The 15,136-nt window shown below is 68.4% G+C and carries 12 protein-coding genes; 1 reads left to right on the plus strand and 11 read right to left on the minus strand.

Features of this window, described 5'->3' with window-relative positions; all coding sequences use genetic code 11:
• The 6 genes from I73_RS27790 to I73_RS13085 all read right to left on the minus strand — a co-directional run.
• On the minus strand, positions 1-644 hold a 644-nt coding region (locus I73_RS27790), incomplete at its 3' end, for a BON domain-containing protein (RefSeq protein ID WP_051049204.1).
• A 22-nt stretch (positions 645-666) separates the two neighbouring features.
• The gene (gene tagF, locus I73_RS13065; protein ID WP_022981016.1) at positions 667-1,659 is read right to left on the minus strand and encodes a type VI secretion system-associated protein TagF; all 993 of its coding nucleotides are present in this window, start codon (positions 1,657-1,659) and stop codon (positions 667-669) included.
• Positions 1,656-5,504 carry a type VI secretion system membrane subunit TssM gene (gene tssM, locus I73_RS27795; protein ID WP_022981017.1) on the minus strand — a complete coding sequence of 1,283 codons (3,849 nt, stop codon included), beginning with the start codon at positions 5,502-5,504 and terminating at the stop codon, positions 1,656-1,658. Before tssM ends, tagF begins: the two co-directional genes overlap by 4 nt.
• A gap of 49 nt (positions 5,505-5,553) precedes the next feature.
• A complete protein-coding gene (locus I73_RS13075; RefSeq protein WP_022981018.1) occupies positions 5,554-6,987 on the minus strand; it encodes a hypothetical protein in 1,434 nt (477 codons plus the stop codon).
• Between the two features lie 43 nt (positions 6,988-7,030).
• Complete coding sequence (locus tag I73_RS13080) at positions 7,031-7,297, minus strand: PAAR domain-containing protein (RefSeq protein WP_022981019.1); 267 nt, start codon at positions 7,295-7,297, stop codon at positions 7,031-7,033.
• 51 nt (positions 7,298-7,348) lie between these two features.
• The gene (locus tag I73_RS13085) at positions 7,349-8,227 is read right to left on the minus strand and encodes a M15 family metallopeptidase (RefSeq protein ID WP_022981020.1); all 879 of its coding nucleotides are present in this window, start codon (positions 8,225-8,227) and stop codon (positions 7,349-7,351) included.
• Positions 8,228-8,507: 280 nt separating this feature from the next.
• Between I73_RS13085 and I73_RS13090 the strand changes: the two genes are divergently transcribed.
• A complete protein-coding gene (locus tag I73_RS13090; protein ID WP_148289795.1) occupies positions 8,508-9,131 on the plus strand; it encodes a hypothetical protein in 624 nt (207 codons plus the stop codon).
• A 53-nt stretch (positions 9,132-9,184) separates the two neighbouring features.
• Here I73_RS13090 and urtE read toward each other — a convergent pair whose 3' ends face one another.
• The 5 genes from urtE to urtA form a co-directional block, all read right to left on the minus strand.
• Positions 9,185-9,877 (minus strand): urea ABC transporter ATP-binding subunit UrtE, encoded by a 693-nt coding sequence (urtE, locus tag I73_RS13095; protein WP_022981022.1) that lies wholly within the window; start codon positions 9,875-9,877, stop codon positions 9,185-9,187.
• A gap of 24 nt (positions 9,878-9,901) precedes the next feature.
• Positions 9,902-10,780: an urea ABC transporter ATP-binding protein UrtD gene (gene urtD / locus I73_RS13100; protein WP_022981023.1), complete on the minus strand. Its 879-nt coding sequence runs from the start codon at positions 10,778-10,780 to the stop codon at positions 9,902-9,904.
• Positions 10,777-11,907 carry an urea ABC transporter permease subunit UrtC gene (gene urtC, locus I73_RS13105; protein WP_022981024.1) on the minus strand — a complete coding sequence of 377 codons (1,131 nt, stop codon included), beginning with the start codon at positions 11,905-11,907 and terminating at the stop codon, positions 10,777-10,779. The genes urtD and urtC overlap by 4 nt, the downstream gene beginning before the upstream one ends.
• A 7-nt stretch (positions 11,908-11,914) precedes the next feature.
• Positions 11,915-13,501: an urea ABC transporter permease subunit UrtB gene (gene urtB, locus I73_RS13110; RefSeq protein WP_022981025.1), complete on the minus strand. Its 1,587-nt coding sequence runs from the start codon at positions 13,499-13,501 to the stop codon at positions 11,915-11,917.
• Positions 13,502-13,615: 114 nt separating this feature from the next.
• A complete protein-coding gene (urtA, locus tag I73_RS13115) occupies positions 13,616-14,881 on the minus strand; it encodes an urea ABC transporter substrate-binding protein (protein WP_022981026.1) in 1,266 nt (421 codons plus the stop codon).
• Positions 14,882-15,136 lie beyond the last annotated feature (255 nt).

Below are 15,136 nucleotides of genomic sequence, written 5' to 3' on the forward strand. Positions count from 1 at the left end.
TATCCTTGACGGCCCGGGCGCGGGCCTCGGACAGGGCCACGTTGGCGCTCGTGCGCACCCACGTCGTCCGTGTGGCCGATCACCTCGAAGCGCCGACCCTGCATCTTCTGCAGCAGGGGCAGCAATTCCTCCAGCACCGCCACGCCGCGCGGCGTCAGCTGCGCATTGCCTGGCTCGAACTCGATGGTGCGCCGGGTCAGCACATCGTCCAGCGCCGCCTGGCCGGTGCCACCCACGGTCAGGCCATCGCGCACCGCATAGGTGGGGTTGTTGAGCTGGGTGGCCAGGGTGCTGACCAGTTGCTGGTGGGTGGCTTCGCTGTCCACCTGCCCGGTGAGCTCCAGCGTGTTGCCGGTCACGCGCAGCTGGCCATTGCTGACCTTCTTGAGCTCGGGCGTGAGCACCCGCTGCACATGGTCTAGCCACTGCGGCGGCGCCACGAGGTGGTCCACCCCCAGCTGGTCCACCACCCGGTCGGCGCCATAGAGCTCGCGCGCACGCGCCAGCAGCGCCGCCTTGGTCGCCTGATCAGGCACCACCCCGGCCAACACCACCTTGCCGGGTGCGGCGGTCTCGGCCGCCCACCCCAGACCGGCGACGCCAGCCAGCGACAGGCACAACACAGGCAGGGCCCAGCGCGACATCCGACTCCACTGCGGCTTCATCTCATTCCCCCAGAAAACATTCCTTGAAGGTCGCGACGGCCTGCGCCAGCGACAGCTGCGGTTGGCGCAGATAGCTGGACAGCTTGCGCATCGCAAAGCCCTCGTCCAGCTGGGCATCGACCCAGTCGGGCGCCACCAGGGACACCCGCAGTTCCTCGGCCTTGAGCCGATCCAGCATGACCTGCAGGGCCGAGGCCGAGGCCCCGGCAAAACCCACCGAGAGGCAGGCGGCGCCGGCGGCGTCCTGCCCGAAGTGCAGCGACAGCTCGAAGTTGCCCCGCGACACGAAGGGCGCGATCAGGCCCAGCCAGAAGCTGGCCACGGCCGCGCGGTACAGCGGGTCGTCCGGCAGCGGCAGGCTCAGCCCCTTGTCCAGGCTGGAGACGCCGCTGGCCGGCACCGGCTGCAGCAGCACGCCCAGCGCCACCATGGCCCGGTGCAGGTCCATCGTGGGATGGCCGCCCCGGCGCAGCAGCCCCTCCAGCGAGCCCAGCGTCTGGTCCTCCAGGAAATCCCGCCAGGCCGCCTGCTGGCCGGCGGCATCCACCACCAGCTGCCATTCGCGCTGGGCGGCATCGGCCAGATGGCGCACGGGCTCCGCATGGTCATGCGCGGATCGGCACAGCTGCTCCAGCTCGCCCCAGAGCCGCTCCAGCAGCAAGGGGATCAGCACCCACTGCCCCGCGGCACCGTCCATCTCGATCGCGCCGGTCAGCACGAAGGGATAGCGCCGGCCGGAAAGGTCGGTGCTGGGCTGCAGATAACCCACCAGCATGGCCCGCCCCTGCACGCCGAACAAGGCGAAGGGCGTCCCGCGGGCCTGGTCGTAGATCTGCTTCCAGCGGGTGTCCGTGGCCATCAGGTCCAGCCCCTGGGCCAGCCACTGGTCCAGGCGCTGGGTCAACAGGCCCTGCTGGCTGCTGCGCAGGAAGTCGCCATGGCCGGGCAGCTTGCCGAACCAGGCCAGCGTCACGGGAAAGGCGCGGGCGCTCACGGTGCCGCCCCCGTCTGGGCCAGCGCGGCATCGCCCGGCGCGCCGCCGGCCACCAGGGCCGGCAGGCTCAGCCCGCGCAGGCCCTTGCCCCGGGGCGCGCCTCCGCCCCCGCCGGCCGTCTGGGACGCGCCCGGCATGGTGATGGCCCGGTAGTGCACCGTGATGGCGCCACGCCCTTCACCCCAACGCAGTTCCCGCACGCCGTCGGCCAACTTGCTGACCTGGGCTGCGGACACCAGGCGCTCGAAGCCGTAGGCCCCCGGCGCGCTGAAGACCTCGACGGTCTTGCCGTCCAGCATGACCCCGCTGATGCGCACCCCGGGTGTGCCGCCCGGGTTGGGCCAGACGAAGTTGGTCCACTGGGCAGCGCCGTTGCGGTAGCGCAGCACTTGCCCGTCGATCTCGATGGTGTATTCGAGGAAGCCCGGTGCGCCCATGGGCATGAGCTGGAAGGCACTCTGGGCCGGCCCCGCCGCGGCACCGGCCGGTGCGGCAGCGGCGCCGCCCTCGGCGCCATCGAGCGCAGCCACCCAGGACGGGAAGCCGTCCACGAACTCCGGTCGCAGGCGCACGCCCTGCTCGGCCCACTGGCGTGCCGTGATGGCGTCGCCTCGCCGCGTCACCAGCGGCCCCAGGGATTCGCTGGCGAACTTGGCCACCGCGCCCGAGGGACCGAACACCCGTGCGACCTCGGTGGCACTGGCCTCGATGCGCGAACTGGTGTCGAAGGGGTACTTGCCCGCCAGGTTCTGCTGGAAGGGCTGCAGCACCTGGGCCGTCCACAGACGGTTCAGCTCGGTCTCGGCCGGGGGCACGAGCACGGCGAAGGACTGCATCAGGGGGCGCACCAGCATGGGCTTGAGCGTGGCCTTGGCCGAGTCGGTGGCACCCGTGAACATCTGCTCATCGACGAACTTCAATGCGTCGGCCAGTTCAGAGCCGCTGCCCGACAGGGTGGCGGCCATCAGCTCGCGCGAGGCCGGCCCCGGGTCGCCCTGGCTCTTCATCTGGTTGAAGCGCGTGCGCAGCTTGCTGAGCGACTGCAGGTAGCCGTCCAGGGGCGCCTGCCCGCCATCGCGCGCATCCATCCAGCGGGCCAGCACCGCGAACTCGCGGCCCACCGGCCCCATCGGGATGCTCTTGTCCCCACCGGCCACGTCGACCTTGAGCTCCACGCTGGAAGGGGACATGCGCAGGATGCTCTGCTTGAACCACTCGACAAAGCCCTGCTGGGTCTTGGCCAGGCGCTCGTTGAGGATGGACGGATTGTCCCAGGAGGTCTGGTCGTACAGCACCGAGAGCAGCTTGCGGATGGGCGAATCGGCCTTGTCGCCCAGGCGGTTCATGTGGCCCACCGCTGCGTCGAAGCTGGTGAAGTCGGCCACCGTGATGCCCTGGATGAAGCGCTGCCACTCGGCCACGTACTCGTTCTTGTAGCGCTCGGTCAGCTTGCGGCGGATGTCCTCCGGGCTGCCCTGCAGCGACAGGTCGTCGCGCGAGTCGGTCTTGAGCACCCAGTCCACGCTCTGCAGCTCGTGTTCGGCCGCCTGCTGGAAGGCTTCGTTGACATAGCCCTGCCAGGCCTCGCGGGTGAAGGTGCCCGAGACCACCTGACTGCCCAGCACGGTGTCCTTGCCGGTCTCGCCCACGATGCGGGCCACCGTCATCGGTGGGAAGCGGGTGGAGGCACGGGCCTTGACCTCGGCGTAGACGCGTTCCAGCGCGGGCGCGCCCTGCACCACCCGGCGCAGGTTCTCGCGGGTCTGGTCCACCAGGCTGAAGTTGTTGTCCAGCACGGGATAGGCCGGGTCGTTCAGGTTGGCCATCGAGAAACTGACCATCCGCTCCGCACTGCGCATCATCTGTTCGCGCGGCAGGTTGCCGCGGTTGTCCTCCAGCCAGCTGCGCCAGAAGCGGGTGATCTGGTCGGTCAGGTGGCCGGCATCCATGCGCTGGCGCTCGGCCAGCATCAGATAGGTCTTGAGCGCCTTGTAGGCGTCTTCCACATCGGTCGTGGACGCCTGGACGTAGCGCGAGGGAGCCGCCGCAGGCGCGGCCCCTGCGGTGCCGCTGGCCGCGCTGGCGGCAGCCTGGGCCGCCGAAGCCGCCGAGGCGACCGGCTGAACCGCCGCATCCACGGCCTTCACCGGCTTGAGATCGGCCGCGTGGCGGTTCACCTCACCCAGATAGCCCTCCAGGGCCTGGGCCACCGGCTTGAGCATCAGCTCGCGCACGCCATGGAAGTACTCGGCGCGCAGCTTGCGCTCCAGCGTCTCGCCCTGGTAGAGGCCCAGGCCCACCGACCAGGGGTGCCCCTCACGCCAGGCATTGAGCTGCTCGACCCGGTTCTGCAGCAGCTCCATGGCTTGCAGACGGGAGGCCAGGTCGGTCTGGCCCTGCTGCAGCTGAATCGCCTTGTCCAGATCGGCCTGCACGTTCTGCACCAGCTGGCGGTTGCCCACATAGGACCAGCTCCAGGCGGCCAGGGCCAGGGCCAGCACACCCACGCCGCCGGCGAAGGTGGCAATGCGCAGACGGACCTTGGCCTTGCTGGCGTGCTGTCGCACCAGCTGACGGTCGGCGAACAGCACCTTGGAGAACAGATCCTTGAGGAAGAAGCCGTTCTCGGTTTGCAGCGGCGTGGGCGCAGGGCCGGACGAGGCGCCCAGACCGAAGCGCTGGGCCACGCCATTGCGCGAACGGTCTCCCACCACGCCCTGCTGGACCGCGCTGGTGAAGTAGAAACCGCGGAACACCGGACGGTACTGGTAGGGGTTGTCCTCGAACAGCGTGGCCACGAAGCTGCGCAGCACGTTCTGCATGGCGGCGAACTCGAGCGGGAAGGCCAGCACGGCGGGCGACAACGGCCGGCCGCGGTTCAAGGCCATGCGGGCCATGGCCAGCTCGCGCAGGCCGTCCTGCAGCTCGTCGAAATGGGTGTCGAACTGCTCCACCGCATCGACCGGCGTCTCCGGCCGGTAGGCCAGCGTGGCGCCCCAGACCCGTTCGCGCTCCTTGGCGTCCTGGTCCTCGAAGAAGTCCACGAAGCCGGGGATCAGGTCGGCCTTGGTGAAGACGACGTACACCGGCGCGAAAACCTCCAGGTTCTCGGTGAGCTCCTGCACGCGCTGACGCAGGCTCTTGGCCAGGCGGATCACCGCATCGGGCTTGGCCTCGATCAGCTCGGCCAGGCTGGCCGCGATCAGGATGCCGTTGATCGGGGCCTTGGGCCGGTTGCGCTTGAGCATGCCCAGAAAGCTCAGCCACTCGCCCCGGTCCTCCTCGTGCACCGCATAGCGGCCGGCCGTGTCGATCAGGATGCCTTCGCTGGTGAAGAACCAGTCGCAGTTGCGGGTGCCACCGATGCCCCGCAGGATGTTGTCGGTGCCGCGCGCAAAGGGAAAGTGCAGGCCCGACTGCACGATGGCCGTGCTCTTGCCGGCCGCGGGGTTGCCAATGACCATGTACCAGGGCAGTTCGTACAAGGCGGCCTGCCCGGTGGTCTGCCCCAGCTTGGAGGTCTTGATGGTCTTGAGCGCCTCCACCAGGCGTTCGCGGATCACGGCCGTCTCGGCCCCCTCCTTGCCCGGACGCGCGGCGCGGTCTGCTTCACCCAGGGTGCTCTCGAGTTCCTGTTCCATGCGCTGGGCCGCGCGTCGGGCGCGCCAGCGGCGCACCGCCCAGACGATGCCCACGGTCAGCAGCACCAGCCCGAACACGATGGCCGCCACGGTCAGCCCCCACTGGAATGCCTCCGCCCCGAGGAAGAGGAAGGCCGCCAGGGCGGCCAAGCCCAGGACCCCCAGGACCCGCGGGTCCAGCAACAGTTGAAGAAAACGATTCATGGTCAGACCGGTAATGCAAAGAAGGCAGACAGTGATGCGCGGCGAGCGCTCAGGAGGCTGCGGCGACCGCCGCCTCGCGAGGTAGTTCCAGATGCGCCGCCAGACGCCAGTGGCGATCCCCCACGGAGAGCGCGAGCAGGGGCCCGTGCCCCTGTTCAACCCAGGTGGCCGCCAGCGCCAGCGTGGCCAGGGGAGAAACACCCCCCAGATGCCCGGACAGCGTCCCCAGCAGGCGCATGTCTTCCGCAGGATCCAGCTGCGGCAGGCGACTCAGAGAGACGGCGAACAGCTCGGTGGCGCGGGCGGTGTGCTGATCCGAGTCCGTCACCAGCGCACACAGTGACTCGGCCGCCAGCCCGCCCTGGGTCAGCAGGCTGTCCACGGCCTGCGACAGCTCGCGAGCCCGCACACGACCGGGGGCATCGATGGACTGCTCTCGACAGATCGCCTGGAACCGGGACGCCTGCACCGGCGGAGCATCTTCCTGCAGCGGCCAGGGCCGGGTGGCCCACAGCATGGCGGCCGCGCCTTCGCCAGGCATCACCCCACGGGGTTGGCGCTCGCTCTGGAACAGGCGCTGCTCGCGCAGCAGCCGATCCACCGCAGGTGTGTCCAGGTCGCTGTGGCAGGCCAGGCTCAGCACCAGATCATCACAGGACTGGCGGTGCAGGGTCTCCAGCAGCTTGTCCGCGGCCACCAGCAGCGCCACCCCGTCACCCGGCACGGCCTGAACCATCCAGCAAGCGGCGGGCACCGCATCGCCGGCACCGGCCTTCAGCCCTTGTTCCAGCCACACGCTGGCCTGCGCACGCGCAGACTCGGGCCAGTGCGGCGGCCAGTGCGCCAGAACACGGATGCGATGAACGGGCTCCACCGAAGACGCGGATGACCCCGCCGAGGGTGCACCCGCCGGAAAGCGCGCCGCCCACAGGGGCCATCGTGAAGACAGTCCGTCGACCACGGCGGCCAGGGCGGCCAGCGCGCGCAGAGCCGCCGCATCGAACTGCTGCGGCTGGGGCAGCTCCAGCGCCAGGGCCTGGGCATCCAGCGAAGGGCAGCGGGCGCTGAGCACCGGCAGCCCCTGGTCATCACGCAGCAGGGGATCCGGAGCGGGACGGGGCTTGCCGGCCGCCACGGCATCCAGCGCAGCCTCGGGGCTGTCGCCGGTGGACAGATGCACCCACTGCCCCAGCACCTGCCAGCGCGGAAGCCCACTGGCAGCAGCAGCCTCGCCCGCAGCGGGCGCTTCGGGGGCGGCGGTGCGGTCCGCTTCGCGTTGCGCATGCCGGCTGGCGGCCGCACCCCAGGCCCAGCGTCCTGCCAACAGCAGCGCCATGACCACCAGTGGCAAGGCCACCAGATACATCCACAGATCAGCCGCCCCGATCTCTCGGGGCTGGGAACGCCAGTGCCAGAGCACGGCCAGCCACACCACGCAGGTCACGGCGACCAGCCAGGCCAGGCCCTTGAACCAAGACTTCATTTCACACGACCCCCAGGCCAGCGCCGATGCGCGTGCCCCGACCTCAGTCCGTACTGACCGCCTGACTCGAGATCAGCGTGGCACCGCAGGTGGTGGTGTCTCCGTGGCGCGCGGCAGGTTGGCCATCGATGAGGCAGCTCGGGTCTCCGGTGGCAATCACCGTGGTGCCGCCATGGCCCCGCTTGGGGCAGCTCACCTTGTCGCCCACGCGGGCGATGGGCTTGCCCCCGGTGGTCGTGGACGGCGCACCCTCAAGCACGGTCCCGCCGTGGCTGGTCGTGTCACCCACGACGATGAATGGTCTGGACATCGATCCTCCTGGTGGCACCTTTGCGGTGCTCATATCGATTCATCGGTGAATTCAAGATGGCTCTGCGGTGCTGCCCCCGCCCTGGCCTGCAGCCCGCAGCACACCAGGACGTCTCAGCTCGACATGCCCCAGATCGCGCAGCCGTCGCCAGCTGCCTCCCCAGGTCATGCCCAATGAAGCGGCGACCTCGCCGTAAAGCTCGTAACCGCGCGCGACCCAGGGGTCCCGCTCCGAAATGGCCACCTTGCCATCACGCATGAAAGCGCAGTCGGCGGCCAAGCCGTATTGATGGTAGCTGGCACCCGCGTTGGCCAGCGTAACGGTCGGACCGAGCGCCGCGAGCTGGGCCTGACGCTCGGGACTGCGGTAGCCCTCGACCAGCACCATGCGGTAGCCGTAACGCTCCTCCATCACCCGGAACACCTGGAGCAACCTCTGTCGGAACTCGTCATCCAACAGCTCCCACTGCCGGCTCGCCTGTTGAGCCAGTGGATGCCATTCATTGACCTCAGGCGTCGAAAACAGGGCTGGCGGCAGCGGCGGAGGCGGAACAAGCTGTTCCCCTTGTAACAACATTGCTACATGCTCATCCACATCTTGTGCGACGGTATGGTCATAGCTGTCGACACGATGCGACAACGCCCACCACACCGCGACGCCAGGCAGCAGCAGCAGGACCAGTGCAGACAGCAGCAGCAGGCGTCGACGCCGCCAGGCCAGATTGCCCCATCGCCCCACCTCGTCACCCAGCAAAGCCCCCGCCGCGAGGGTGCCTTCGCGCATGCTGGCCGTCGTGGATGCGCCCCGCTGCTGCAGCCGCTGCGCCGCGCTCCCCACCCGCAGCGACACGTGCTGACGCCACTCCGGGAAGAAGGCAAGCGCCGCGGCCAGAACGGCCAGCGGAAACAGCAGGGCAAGGACGAACAGCATGGGTGAAAGACAGAACCTGCGGACCGATGGGGTCAGAGGTGGGGGCCATTCTGCTTTCACTTGCGTACAAAGTGGATCACCCAAAAAGGTGGTGTCCTCCATAAAATGAGCTTGCCCAATGCGCCGGGACCTGCGAGTCTCGCCCGATATGGATTCGACGCCACAAGATCATGGGGTGAGCCCGTCGGGTGCTCGCCCCAGTTTGCTTTCTCCTGCATCCGCTCCTTCTCCAGTGCCAGGCGTTCGCCTGCTGGATGCCATTGATCCGCAGCCCGGCGCCATGGGCGCATCCACGGGGCCCCGCGCCAAGGGCAGCAAAGTGCTCTGGGGGCTGACCGGGGCCGCGTTGCTGGGCGGCATGGCGGCCTGGATGGCCTCGTCCGGTCACCCGGGGGCGTCATCCTCCGCTCCACTGGCCCGCGCGACACCCAGCCCCACGCCGGCCTCGGTCCCTGCGTCTGCGGCGGTGCAGGCCGTGGCCCTGGCCTCCACTGCATCGCCGGCCTCCGAGGTGATGGCACCGGCCCAGATCATCGCCATGGCGGCACCGGCCGACGTGTCGCACGCCGCCGAAGCCGACAAGGCCACGCCCCCGCGCGCTGAGGCGGCCAATGCCCTGGCAGCAGATTCACTGGCCGAGCGCTCGGTCGCGCCAGCTTCGAAGCCTCACAAGGCGGCCGCCAAGAAGCCGAGCAACCTCAACAGCACCTCCAACGGCAGCAGCAAGAAGACCGCCGAGTCGGGAACGGCGCCCAAGGCCCGCCCAAAGAGCACCCGCCCGCGTGCCGAACCCGATCCCGACGCCGATGTGGTCGCGGCCATCATGGCCGGCATGGACCGGCAGGCCGCTGCAGCGGCCAAGTCGGCCCAGGCGGCATCCCAGCCCGTGACCCGCCGGCCCTGAACAGGCCCCTCCCCAGGAGACGCTGGGCCGAGCCCGGCCCGGCCCCGGGGCACTCAAATCGACATACGCTGCCGGGCGCCTTCGGCCTCCATGTCGGCACCACGGCCGCGCTGGACGATCTCGCCGCGTTCCATCACCAGGTACTGGTCGGCCAGCTCGGCGGCGAAGTCGTAGTACTGCTCCACCAGCACGATGGCCATGTCGCCACGGTCGGCCAGCATGCGGATGACCCGGCCGATGTCCTTGATGATGCTGGGCTGGATGCCCTCGGTGGGTTCGTCCAGGATCAGCAGTTTGGGCCCGGCCGCCAGGGCACGGGCGATAGCCAACTGCTGCTGCTGCCCCCCCGAGAGGTCGCCCCCTCGGCGGTGCAGGAACTGCTTCAGGATGGGAAAGAGCTCGAAGAGCTCGGCCGGGATGGGCGTACCGCCGGACTTGTAGGCCAGGCCCATGCGCAGGTTCTCCTCCACCGTCAGGCGGCCGAAAATCTCGCGCCCCTGGGGCACATAGCCCACGCCCTTGCGCACCCGCTCATAGGGCGTGTCGTGGGTGATGTCCTGTCCATCCAGGCAGACGGTGCCCGCCTTGATCGGCACCACGCCCATCAGGCTCTTGAGCAGCGTGGTCTTGCCCACGCCGTTGCGGCCCAGCACCACCGTCACCTCGCCCTGCCTGGCCTCGAAGTCCAGGCCGCGCAAGATGTGGCTGCCGCCGTAGTACTGGTTCAGTCCCTCGACCTTCAGCATCGTGTGATTCCTTGTGTGCGCTGCTCAGCGGCCCAGGTAGACCTCGACGACCTTCTCATTGGCCTGCACCTCGGACAGCAGACCCTCGGCCAGCACGCTGCCCTCGTGCAGCACGGTGACCGTCTTGCGGCCTTCGGTCAGCTCGTCGACAAACTTCATGTCGTGCTCGACCACCACCAGCGAATGCTTGCCCTCCAGGCTGAGGAAGAGCTCGGCGGTGCGCTCGGTCTCCTCGTCGGTCATGCCGGCCACCGGTTCGTCCAGCAGCAGCAGCTTGGGGTCCTGCATCAGCAGCATGCCGATCTCCAGCCACTGCTTCTGGCCATGGCTCAGCAGGCCGGCGGTGCGCTGGGCCTGGGGCAGCAGGTGGATGAGCTGCAGCGTCTCGGCAATGCGGTCCAGCTGGGCACCGCTCAGGCGGGCGAACAGGCCGGCCCGGGCCCGGCGGTCGGCCTTGAGCGCCAGCTCCAGGTTCTCGAAGACCGAGAGCTCCTCGAACACCGTGGGCTTCTGGAACTTGCGGCCGATGCCGATCTGGGCGATCTCGTTCTCGCGCAGACGCAGCAGGTCGATGTTGGAGCCGAAGGACGCCGTGCCCAGGTCAGGTCGGGTCTTGCCGGTGATGACGTCCATCATCGTCGTCTTGCCCGCGCCGTTGGGGCCGATGATGCAGCGCAGCTCGCCCACGTTGACCGCCAGGCTGAGCTTGTTGAGCGCCCGGAAGCCATCGAAGCTCACGGTGATGCCATCCAGGTACAGCGCCACGCCATGGGCGAAGTCCGGCTCGGCCCCGTTCAGCACGCGGCCGAAACTGGCTTCGCGGTCGCCCGAGGACGCCGTCTGCAGCAGGGTGTCGTGTTCGGCCACGCGCCGGGCGCCGGCCTCCATCAGTTCGGGGGTCATGCGCGCTCCTCCTTTTTGCGGCCGCTCAGCTTGGCGGCCAGGCCCACGATGCCGTTGGGCAGGAACAGCGTGACCGCGATGAACAGGGCCCCCAGGAAGTAGAGCCAGAACTCGGGGAAGACCTGGGTGAACCAGCTCTTGGCGCCGTTGACGAAGAAGGCGCCGACGATGGGGCCGATCAGGCTGGCACGTCCGCCCACGGCCGCCCAGATGGCGATCTCGATCGAGGCCGCGGGGCTCATCTCGCTGGGGTTGATGATGCCCACCTGCGGGACGTAGAGCGCCCCGGCCACGCCGCACATCACCGCCGACAGGGTCCAGATGGCCAGCTTGTAGGCCAGCGGGTTGTAGCCGGTGAACATGACCCGGCTCTCGGCATCCCGGATGGCCTGCAGCACGCGGCCGAACTTGCTGTTCACGATCCAGCGGGCCATCAGGTAGAAGCCGATCAGGGTCAGGCCGGTCAGCACGAACAGCACCATGCGGGTGGAAGGCTGGGCGATGGGAATGCCCAGGATGCGCTTGAAGTCGGTGAAGCCGTTGTTGCCGCCAAAGCCGGTCTCATTGCGGAAGAACAGCAACATCGCCGCGAAGGTCATGGCCTGGGTGATGATGGAAAAGTACACCCCCTTGATGCGCGAGCGGAAGGCGAAGAAGCCGAAGACGAAAGCCAGCAGACCGGGCACCAGCAGCACCAGCAGCAGCTGGGCGACAAAGCTGTCGGACACGGCCCAGTGCCAGGGCAGCGTCTTCCAGTCGAGGAAGACCATGAAGTCCGGCAGGTCGCTCTGGTAGTTGCCGTCGCGGCCGATCTGGCGCATCAGGTACATGCCCATGGCGTAGCCACCCAACGCGAAGAACACGCCATGGCCCAGCGACAGGATGCCGGTGTAGCCCCAGATCAGGTCCATGGCCAGGGCGCAGATGGCGTAGCACATGATCTTGCCGACCAGGGCCACGGCGTAGTCGCTCAAGTGCAGCGCGCTGCCCTCGGGCACCCACAGGTTCAGCACCGGCACCAGCACGGCCACCAGCGCAGTGGCGGCAGCCACCGCCGTCCAGCCGGCCGTGCCCAGCAGCAGGCCGCGGCGCGGCGTGGGAAGAGAGGAAAGGGGGGAGGAGCTCATGCGGTTCTCAAGCCTCTGCGCTGCGGCCCTTCATCGCGAACAGCCCCTGGGGCCGCTTCTGGATGAAGACGACGATGACGACCAGCACCATGATCTTGGCGAGCACGGCACCCGCCCAGCCCTCCAGGAACTTGTTCAGCACGCCCAGGCCCAGGGCGGCGTAGACGGTGCCGGCCAGCTGCCCCACCCCGCCCAGCACCACCACCATGAACGAGTCCACGATGTAGCCCTGGCCCAGATCGGGGCCGACATTGCCAACCTGGCTGAGCGCGCAGCCGGCCAGGCCGGCGATGCCCGCGCCCAGGCTGAAGGCATAGGTGTCGATGCGGGCGGTGTTGACGCCCATGCAGGCCGCCATGCGGCGGTTCTGCGTCACGCCACGCACGAACAGGCCCAGCCGGGTCTTGGCAATCAGCAGCGCCACGCCGCCCAGCACCAGGAAAGCGAAGGCGATGATGGCGATGCGGTTGTAGGGCAACGTGAGGTTGCTCATGACGTCGATGCCGCCGGACAGCCAGGCCGGGTTCTCCACCGGCACGTTCTGCGCCCCGAAGAGGCTGCGCACGCCCTGCATCAGCACCAGCGAGATGCCCCAGGTGGCCAGCAGGGTCTCCAGCGGGCGGCCATAGAGCCAGCGGATGACCAGGCGCTCCAGCACCGCGCCCACCGCGGCCGCGGCCAGGAAGGCCGCCGGCACCGCCAGCCAGAGGTAGTAGTCCACCGCACCCGGCGCATAGGTCTTGAAGAGGTTCTGCACCACATAGGTGGCATAGGCGCCGATCATCATCAGCTCGCCATGGGCCATGTTGATCACGCCCATCAGGCCGTAGGTGATGGCCAGGCCCAGGGCCACCAGCAGCAGGATGCTGCCCAGGCTCAGGCCGGTGAACAGCACGCCCAGACGTTCGCCCCAGGCCAGCCGGGCCGAGACCTTGTCCAGCGAGGCCAGCAGCGCGCCCCGCACCTCGGGGTCGGTCTCGGCGCCGGGCGCCAGGCGTTCCTGCAAGAGGCTCTTGACCTGGGTGCGCCCGCTGGCCCCCAGCAAGCGCACGGCCTCCAGCCGCTGGGCCTTGTCCGGCGCGGCCACCAGGATGGATGCCTTCATGCGGCCCAGCACCTCCTGCAGCTCGGGATCCTTCTCGGCCGACAGCGCCTTGTCGATCAGGGGCAGCTGGGTCATCTCCAGCGTCTGCTTGCCCAGGGCCGCCACGGCCTCTCGGCGCACCGCCAGATCGGGCGAGAGCAGCTGGGCGGCGGCCTGGGCGGCCTCCAGCGCACCGCGCATGCGGTTGTTGTTGACCACGTCCTCGGCGTCGTCCGGCAAGGTCGCGGGCGCGCCGGTGGCGGCGTCCACCACCGTTTCGCCCTGGACGATCAGGACCTGCTTGGGGGTGAGCTTGACGGCATCGTCCAGCAGGGCATTGACCAGGGCCGGCAGGCCGGTGTCACCGCGGGCCATGGCCTGGTCCAGGGCGGTGATGCGGTCGTCGGTCTCGCCGCTGGCGATGGCCCGCGCCTGTTCGGGCGTGAGGGCGTGGGCCGCGGCGGCCAGGGCGGTCAGGCCCGCCAACAGCAGCGTTCTGCACAAGCGCATGGAAGACTTTCCTCGAGGGCTGGGAACCAGAAGAGCACGGGCCGGTCCGTCACCGGCCGGCCCGTGTCAGCGAAAGAGGCCCGTCCTGCCCAGGCGGGGCGGGCCAGGCGCTGCTTACTTCTTCTCGGGCTCGTCCTTCTTGCCCTTGTTCTCGGGGATGTAGGGGCTCCAGGGCTGGGCCTTGATCGGGCCTGGGGTCTTCCACACCACGTTGAACTGGCCATCGGCCTTCACTTCACCGATGAACACCGGCTTGTGCAGGTGGTGGTTCTTCTTGTCCATCTCGATGGTGAAGCCATCCGGTGCCTTGAAGGTCTGGCCAGCCATCGCCGCGATCACCTTGTCGGTGTCGGTCGACTTGGCCTTCTCGACGGCCTGGGCCCACATGTGGATGCCGATGTAGGTGGCTTCCATCGGGTCATTGGTCAGCGGCTTGTCCATCTGGCCCGGGATCTTCTTGGCCTTGGCGTAGTCGCTCCATTCCTTGATGAACGCGGCGTTGGTCGGGTTCTTGATGGACATGAAGTAGTTCCAGGCGGCCAGGTGGCCCACCAGCGGCTTGGTGTCCACGCCGCGCAGCTCTTCTTCACCCACAGAGAAGGCCACCACCGGCACGTCGGTCGCCTTCAGGCCCTGGTTGCCCAGTTCCTTGTAGAAGGGCACGTTGGAGTCGCCATTGATGGTCGAGACCACGGCGGTCTTCTTGCCCTCGGAAGCGAACTTCTTGATCTTGGCGATGATGGATTGGTAGTCGGAGTGGCCGAAGGGGGTGTACTCCTCCATGATGTCCTCGTCCTTCACGCCCTTGGAATGCAGGAAGGCGCGCAGGATCTTGTTGGTGGTGCGGGGGTAGACGTAGTCGGTGCCCAGCAGCACGAAGCGCTTGGCCGAGCCGCCGTCCTTGCTCATCAGGTATTCCACCGCGGGAATGGCCTGCTGGTTGGGCGCGGCACCGGTGTAGAACACGTTCTTGCTCAGCTCTTCACCCTCGTACTGCACCGGGTAGAACAGCAGGGAGTTCTTCTCTTCGAAGACCGGCAGCACCGACTTGCGCGACACCGAGGTCCAGCAGCCGAAGGTGACGGCCACCTTGTCCTGGTCGATCAGCTGCTTGGCCTTCTCGGCGAACAGCGGCCAGTTGGAGGCCGGGTCCACCACCACCGGCTCGAGCTTCTTGCCCAGCACGCCGCCCTTGGCGTTGATCTCGTCGATCGTCATCAGGGCCACGTCCTTCAGCACGGTCTCGGAGATCGCCATCGTGCCCGACAGCGAGTGCAGGATGCCGACCTTGATGGTGTCGGCCGCCTGGGCCAGCGAGGAGAAGCCGAGCGCGCAGGCCGCGGCGGCCAGGGCGGTGACGGAACGGCGGGAAATCTTCATGGGTGGGTGCTCCAAACCGAGGGGTTGTCGAGCCTCTTGCCGAGGCGTTGTCCCGTGCCTGACGGGCTGACGCAAGGTTAGAAGCGCTGCCCATGCGCACCAATACGCCATCCTGCGTAAGCGGGCCCGCCGGCTCCCGCCTCTGCCACAATCAGCCCACTGGGCTGCCAGAACACAGGCAAGCACAACAGGGGTCGTCGTGGGGGTGTATGTCATCAAGTCATGGCGCTGCGGCCAGCCCCCGTCGATGAAAAA

Origin of the sequence: Ideonella sp. B508-1, from assembly GCF_000333615.1 — a bacterium.
Taxonomy (GTDB): domain Bacteria; phylum Pseudomonadota; class Gammaproteobacteria; order Burkholderiales; family Burkholderiaceae_C; genus Ideonella.

Excerpts from the sequence above, each read along its gene's own strand:
- I73_RS13075 (WP_022981018.1), bottom strand. The coding sequence starts at position 6,987 with ATGAAGTCTTGGTTCAAGGGCCTGGCCTGGCTGGTCGCCGTGACCTGC.
- urtA (WP_022981026.1), bottom strand. The coding sequence starts at position 14,881 with ATGAAGATTTCCCGCCGTTCCGTCACCGCCCTGGCCGCCGCGGCCTGC.
- I73_RS13090 (WP_148289795.1), top strand. The coding sequence starts at position 8,508 with ATGGGCGCATCCACGGGGCCCCGCGCCAAGGGCAGCAAAGTGCTCTGG.
- tssM (WP_022981017.1), bottom strand. The coding sequence starts at position 5,504 with ATGAATCGTTTTCTTCAACTGTTGCTGGACCCGCGGGTCCTGGGGGTC.
- urtB (WP_022981025.1), bottom strand. The coding sequence starts at position 13,501 with ATGCGCTTGTGCAGAACGCTGCTGTTGGCGGGCCTGACCGCCCTGGCC.
- I73_RS13080 (WP_022981019.1), bottom strand. The coding sequence starts at position 7,297 with ATGTCCAGACCATTCATCGTCGTGGGTGACACGACCAGCCACGGCGGG.
- urtE (WP_022981022.1), bottom strand. The coding sequence starts at position 9,877 with ATGCTGAAGGTCGAGGGACTGAACCAGTACTACGGCGGCAGCCACATC.
- I73_RS13085 (WP_022981020.1), bottom strand. The coding sequence starts at position 8,227 with ATGCTGTTCGTCCTTGCCCTGCTGTTTCCGCTGGCCGTTCTGGCCGCG.
- urtC (WP_022981024.1), bottom strand. The coding sequence starts at position 11,907 with ATGAGCTCCTCCCCCCTTTCCTCTCTTCCCACGCCGCGCCGCGGCCTG.
- urtD (WP_022981023.1), bottom strand. The coding sequence starts at position 10,780 with ATGACCCCCGAACTGATGGAGGCCGGCGCCCGGCGCGTGGCCGAACAC.